This is a genomic window from Halobacillus faecis (assembly GCF_007991335.1).
Taxonomy (GTDB): Bacteria; Bacillota; Bacilli; order Bacillales; family Halobacillaceae; genus Halobacillus; species Halobacillus faecis.
Genome location: NZ_BJYD01000019.1, coordinates 21,101 through 27,228, shown reverse-complemented (window position 1 = coordinate 27,228; position 6,128 = coordinate 21,101). Strand labels below are relative to the sequence as shown.

General features: G+C 46.0%; 6 protein-coding genes. 5 read left to right on the top strand and 1 reads right to left on the bottom strand.

What is annotated here, in order from left to right:
• Nucleotides 1-157: 157 nt before the first annotated feature.
• The 5 genes from thiL to tsaD are packed head-to-tail and all read left to right on the top strand — an operon-like array spanning nucleotide 158 to nucleotide 3,756.
• Nucleotides 158-1,144, top strand: a complete 987-nt coding sequence (gene thiL, locus HFA01_RS10380; protein ID WP_146815949.1) for a thiamine-phosphate kinase — start codon at nucleotides 158-160, stop codon at nucleotides 1,142-1,144.
• Nucleotides 1,145-1,600, top strand: coding sequence for a tRNA (adenosine(37)-N6)-threonylcarbamoyltransferase complex ATPase subunit type 1 TsaE (gene tsaE, locus HFA01_RS10375; RefSeq protein ID WP_146815947.1), 456 nt, complete (start codon nucleotides 1,145-1,147; stop codon nucleotides 1,598-1,600).
• Nucleotides 1,597-2,283 carry a tRNA (adenosine(37)-N6)-threonylcarbamoyltransferase complex dimerization subunit type 1 TsaB gene (tsaB, locus tag HFA01_RS10370; protein ID WP_146815945.1) on the top strand — a complete coding sequence of 229 codons (687 nt, stop codon included), beginning with the start codon at nucleotides 1,597-1,599 and terminating at the stop codon, nucleotides 2,281-2,283. Before tsaE ends, tsaB begins: the two co-directional genes overlap by 4 nt.
• Before the next feature lies 1 nt (nucleotide 2,284).
• Nucleotides 2,285-2,728, top strand: a complete 444-nt coding sequence (rimI, locus tag HFA01_RS10365) for a ribosomal protein S18-alanine N-acetyltransferase (RefSeq protein WP_146815943.1) — start codon at nucleotides 2,285-2,287, stop codon at nucleotides 2,726-2,728.
• On the top strand, nucleotides 2,725-3,756 hold the full coding sequence (gene tsaD / locus HFA01_RS10360) for a tRNA (adenosine(37)-N6)-threonylcarbamoyltransferase complex transferase subunit TsaD (RefSeq protein WP_146815941.1): 1,032 nt from the start codon (nucleotides 2,725-2,727) through the stop codon (nucleotides 3,754-3,756). Before rimI ends, tsaD begins: the two co-directional genes overlap by 4 nt.
• A 380-nt stretch (nucleotides 3,757-4,136) precedes the next feature.
• Here tsaD and HFA01_RS10355 read toward each other — a convergent pair whose 3' ends face one another.
• Complete coding sequence (locus HFA01_RS10355) at nucleotides 4,137-6,074, bottom strand: ABC-F family ATP-binding cassette domain-containing protein (protein ID WP_146815939.1); 1,938 nt, start codon at nucleotides 6,072-6,074, stop codon at nucleotides 4,137-4,139.
• Between the last annotated feature and the right edge of the window lie 54 nt (nucleotides 6,075-6,128).

The following is a 6,128-nucleotide window of genomic DNA, read 5'->3' as shown; positions in this document are numbered from 1 at the left end:
TACTTAAAATTAAACGTTCAGCCTTAGGATGCTTTCCTAAGGCTTTTATTATGGATTTTTTTAAATCTCCCTCTCTCTTGGTATAATAGTAAGACTACGATTACACGGTCGACCGGTTTCGTGTTAAGAAACGGTCCTAAGAGAAAGGGACATACACATGGATGAGTTTTCATTTATACGATCAATTAAACCAGACCATTACCGCCAATCTTCCTTGATTAAAGGGATTGATGATGATGCGGCTGTCTTCCGACCTTCGGGTCATGATGTTGTCACAGCTGTGGATACGATGGTGGAAGGGGTCCATTTTACAAGGCAGACGATGGAACCTGAGCAGATTGGGTATCGTGTGTTGGCAGCAAATATTAGTGACCTAGCTGCCATGGGAAGTACGCCTGCTTTTTATTTGGTTTCGATTACGATTCCTTCGGATTGGACTCACGGGGAACTGGAACGTGTTTATGACGGAATGAAGAAACTCGGGAATACGTATCAGATGGACTTGATCGGCGGCGATACTGTTTCAGGAAGTGAGCTTTCGTTAACTGTCACGGTTATTGGGATGGTTGGTAAAGGAAAAGCCAGATATCGTTCTGCAGCAGAGGCAGGAGATGTGTTGTTTGTAACGGGAACCCTTGGAGACTCCCGAGCGGGATTGGAATGGTTGTTAAACCCAAAGGGACAAGCATCCAAAGATCATACATACCTTATACAGCGACATCAAACCCCCGTACCCAGAGTATCCTTTGCTGCAAACTTGTCTCATCTAGAACGGTTGGCTTTGAACGATGTAAGTGACGGGGTTGCCAATGAGGCGAATGAAATGGCAGGAGCTTCTAATGTTGATCTGTATATAGATTTAAAGGCTCTTCCTTTTTCTGAACCAATCCGAAATGTTTTTCCAGAAGACTATGTAGATTGGGGTTTATCAGGAGGAGAAGATTTTGAACTGCTTGGATCCGTTTCTGAAAAAGACTGGCCACACGTACTAAAAGCTGCAGAGCAAGCGGGTGTGACGGTAAGTAGAATCGGTCATGTTAAAACAAAAGAGGGACCGGAACCAGTGGTAAGGGTCAACAAGAGCGGAGAATGGGAAAGGTTAACCTCTTCCGGTTATACTCATATGAAGGAAAAGGGTGATTGAATGACGACATTTGAATGGAAAAGCTCCTCTACAGAAGAAACACAACTGTTGGCGGAGAAACTCGGGGAACGTTTGCAGCCCGGCGATGTGCTGACATTAGAAGGAGATTTAGGTGCAGGTAAAACGACGTTCACGAAGGGGCTTGGCAAGGGCCTGGGTGTGAAACGGACGATCAACAGCCCTACCTTTACAATTATGAAAGAATATCAGGGGCGTATCCCTTTTTATCATATGGATGTGTACCGTCTGGAAGAAAGTGATGAAGATCTCGGTTTTGATGAGTATTTCGAGGGGGATGGTGTAACGGTCGTGGAATGGGCGCAGTTCATTGAGGAATTCTTACCCGATGAACGCTTGGACATTACGATCCGTTATTTGGACGACTCCACGCGGGTTTTCACATTCAAGACCGTATCCGATCATTATGAAGCGTTATGTAAGGAGATTTTAGCATGAATGTACTGGCGATCGATACTTCGAATTATGTCATGGGAGTTGCTGTCATCAGCAATGGTGCCGTAGCTGGTGAATATGTGACGAATATTAAAAAGAATCATTCCATCCGGTTAATGCCTGCGATTGATCAGGTGATGAAAGACACAGGGATGAACCCAAGTGACTTGGACAGAATTGCGGTTGCTCATGGTCCAGGGTCCTATACGGGCGTACGGATCGGGTTGACGACGGCAAAAACGATGGCCTGGTCACTTGGAATTCCGGTGGTAGGTGTATCGAGCTTAGAAGCTGTAGCAAGGCAGGGAGCTTTTTTCCAAGGGTATGTTTGCCCGTTTTTTGATGCGCGGCGCGGACTCGTTTATACAGGGCTCTACCGGGCAGATATGACACTTGAAAAGGACGAGACGAACGTCTTGATGGAGGATTGGCTTCATCAATTGAAGGAACTGGACGAACCGGTTCTTTTCCTCAGTCAGGATATAACTGTGCATAAAGAAAAGATCGTCGAGATTCTTGGCGATCAAGCAGTTCTTCCGAATGCGCCTTACCATTATGCGCGACCTGCCATCATCGCCTCTGTTGCTGAAGATAAGGAACCAGGTCCGTTGCATGACCTTGTCCCGAATTATTTGCGGATTCCTGAAGCAGAAGCCAAATGGCTGGAGCAGCAGGAGAAAAATTAGGATGGCGACAATCAGGAGAATGACGAAAAATGATGTCAAAGCTGTCATGGATGTCGAGAAGGCTTCCTTTGCCGTTCCATGGTCTAAGGAAACCTTTGAAAAAGAAATGGAAGATAACCCTTATGCGCATTATTATGTCGTAGAAAAAGAAGACGCAATCATTGGATACTGTGGTTTGTGGTTGATCATTGATGAGGCGCATGTCACGAATATTGCTATTCATCCGGACCATAGAGGAAACAAGTATGGTGAGCGATTGTTCCGCCATACGTGTAAGGAAGCGATCGAGCATGGAGCAATCCAGCTTTCGCTTGAAGTGAGAGTTTCAAATACAGCCGCGCAGCATATGTACCGGAAGTTCGGCATGGTACCTGGAGGCATCCGCAAAAGGTATTACTCGGACAATGGTGAAGATGCGTTAGTGATGTGGGTGGGATTAAAATGAAGGAAGATCAATACATTTTAGCGATTGAGACGAGTTGTGATGAAACGGCCGTAGCGATTGTTAAAAATGAAACAGAACTGATTACGAACATTGTTGCTTCTCAAATTGAAAGTCATAAGCGTTTCGGAGGGGTGGTACCGGAGATTGCTTCGAGACACCATATTGAACAGATGACGATCACACTTGAAGAAGCATTGGATGACGCGGGGATGACACTCGATGATATGGATGCCATTGCGGTGACGGAGGGACCAGGACTGGTCGGAGCCCTTCTTGTCGGTGTCAATGCAGCGAAATCGATCGCTTTTGCGAAACAGAAGCCGCTCGTAGGTGTGCATCACATTGCTGGTCACATCTATGCCAACCGTTTGGAAAAGGAATTTGAATTCCCGCTGTTATCCCTCGTCGTTTCCGGCGGTCATACAGAGCTTGTGTTGATGCGCGAACATGGATCCTTTGAGATTATTGGTGAAACGCGGGATGATGCGGCAGGGGAAGCGTACGACAAAGTGGCACGAACGCTGAAGCTTCCTTACCCAGGCGGACCTCAAATCGATCGTCTAGCTCAAGAAGGGGAAGAGACCATCGATTTCCCTCGTGCTTGGCTTGAAGATGGTTCCTATGATTTCAGTTTCAGCGGACTGAAGTCAGCAGTGATTAACAGGCTTCATAAAGCCAACCAACGTGATGAGTATTTAAAACCCGAGGATGTTGCCGCAAGCTTTCAAGCAAGTGTTGTGGACGTGTTATCCACAAAAGCTTTCCGTGCGGCTGAGGAGTATGGTGTGAAACAAATGATTGTCGCAGGTGGTGTGGCTGCCAATAAAGGACTGAGAGCGGCGCTTCAGAAGAAGTTCAAAGATAGTAAAACAGAACTGCTCATTCCACCGCTTCACTTGTGCACAGATAATGCCGCAATGATCGCTGCCGCTGGAGCGGTTGCGTATAATCAGGGACACCGTGCTGGATGGGATTTGAATGCCAATCCAGGGCTGGACCTAGAGCTTTTTGGTGCAAGAAAAAAATAAGGTCGTGAACGTGAACGATCAAAGCTCTCCTTTATATCAAAGGAGAGCTTTTCCCTTTTTAAAGGGTGGTGTGTATAAGTGAGGGTTTCATTGATGAAAGTATAACTATCCACATGTGCATAAACATACAGTGGATAAATAATCAGTGGATAAGTAGAAAGAGGAAAGAAAACGGTATCATTTTTGTGGATAAATTCCATTTATTTTGTGGATAATGTGTATAACCCTGTTGAAAACTGTTAATATAGCTATTCAACTGTTGAAAACTATGTGGATATGAATCACCATTCATACAGGTTTATGCATGAGCGTTGGATGTATAAAAATGGTGTACCAGGTCATCCATATTCTGGATGACCTGGTACACCTGTTTCTTCCATTTATGAGTGGTGAAGGGTTTCCCATTCTTCCATGAGGGCTTCGAGTCTGGTTTGGAGCTGGTTGTTGTCTTCTGTGATTTCCAGAGATCTTTCGTGATCCTGGTAGATCTCAGGGTCACAGAGGAGCTCTTCGTTTTCTTCGAGTCTCGCTTCCAACTGTTCGATTTCTTCTTCAATCTCAGTGATGCGGCGGTTTTTCTTTCGTTCTTCACGCTTTGCCGCTTTGTCTTCTTCAAAGCTGTTCTTCTGCTGGACTTCCTGCTTCTTCGGTTCGTTCTGAAGTCGTTCTGCTTCTTCAATTTGCTGCAACTCGTATTCTTCCTGCTTCTTATCTACATAGTAGTCATAGTCACCCAGGAACAGGCGAGTCTCTTCTGGATTCATTTCCACAACCTGTGTCGCAATCTTGTTGATAAAGTAACGGTCATGGGAAACGAACAAGAGCGTACCTGGATAATCCACAAGCGCTGCTTCTAACACTTCCTTACTGTCGAGGTCCAAGTGGTTGGTCGGCTCGTCCAGGATTAAGAAGTTCGCTTCCTGCATCATCAGTTTCGCTAAGGACAGTCTCGCTTTCTCTCCACCACTAAGCGCAGAGACAGGCTTCAGCACATCCTCACCTGAGAAAAGGAAGTTACCAAGGATGGTGCGAATATCTTTTTCATTTTTCATCGGGTATTCGTCCCATAGTTCATGGAGGACGGTTTTCGTTGAGTTCAGCTTTGTCTGTTCCTGATCGTAATAACCGATTTGCACATTCGTACCGATCAGCTTTTCACCTTTTGACTGTTCCAAGTCTCCGATGAGTGTCTTCAATAACGTTGTCTTTCCGACGCCATTTGGACCGACAAGCGCCACAGAATCGCCACGGTTCAAATCAAGGAATACGTTGTCAAAAAGGTAGTCATCGCTATCATCATAACGGAACGCATAGTTGCGCAGCTTAAGCACATCATTGCCGCTTCGTTTCGCTGTCTGGAAACTGAACTTCGCCGATTGGTTGTCGTCCTTCGGTTTTTCAAGCTTGTCCATTTTATCCAACTGTTTACGGCGGCTTTGTGCCCGTTTACTTGTCGTCGCACGAACGATGTTCTTCTGAATGAAATCTTCCATTCGCTTAATTTCTTCCTGCTGTTTCTCAAAGCGTTTGAGTTCCTGCTCGTAGTCCGCTTCTTTCTTTTTTAAATAATCGCTGTAGTTGCCGTGATATCGCTTAGATGATTGAAACGCGATTTCGTACACGGTATTGACGATCTTGTCGAGGAAGTAGCGGTCGTGGGAGACGATGACCACGGCTCCTTGGTAGCCCTGCAAGTAACCTTCAAGCCAGCTTAGCGTATCGATGTCTAAATGGTTCGTCGGCTCATCGAGGATTAGGACATCCGGACTTGTCAGCAAAAGTTTTCCGAGTGCCAGACGTGTTTTCTGCCCGCCACTTAAGGAGTTGATCGGTGTGTCCCAGTTGAAGTTTTTAAAATTCAACCCGTTCAATACGCCGCGGATATCTGCTTCATACTGATAGCCGCCGGCAGTCTTAAAGTATTCCTGTTTGCGGTCATAATCCGCTAACAGCTGCTGGTAACGTTTTTGATCGTCAAGCAAGTCGGGATCCGCCATTTGCACTTCCATTGAGCGGAGGTCTTTCTCAAAGTCCTTCAGGTGGGTGAACACCTTCTCCATCTCATTCCAAATCGTTTCCTCAGACTGCAGCCCTGTATTTTGGGCCAGGTAGCCGATCGTTGTTTCTTTCGGTTTGAAAATGTTGCCCTCATCGTGGCTCATTTCCCCTGCCATCATTTTGAGCAAGGTTGATTTTCCTGCTCCGTTCCGACCGACGATGGCAATCCGGTCGTTCATCTGCACTTCCAATTTGATATTCGATAAAATCAACTCGGCGCCGAAACGCTTCGTCAATTGGTTCAATTGCATGAGAATCATGTCGTTTCACCTCAATAAAATCAGTGTATCTCATAGGCGCGCCCCCTAGCAACA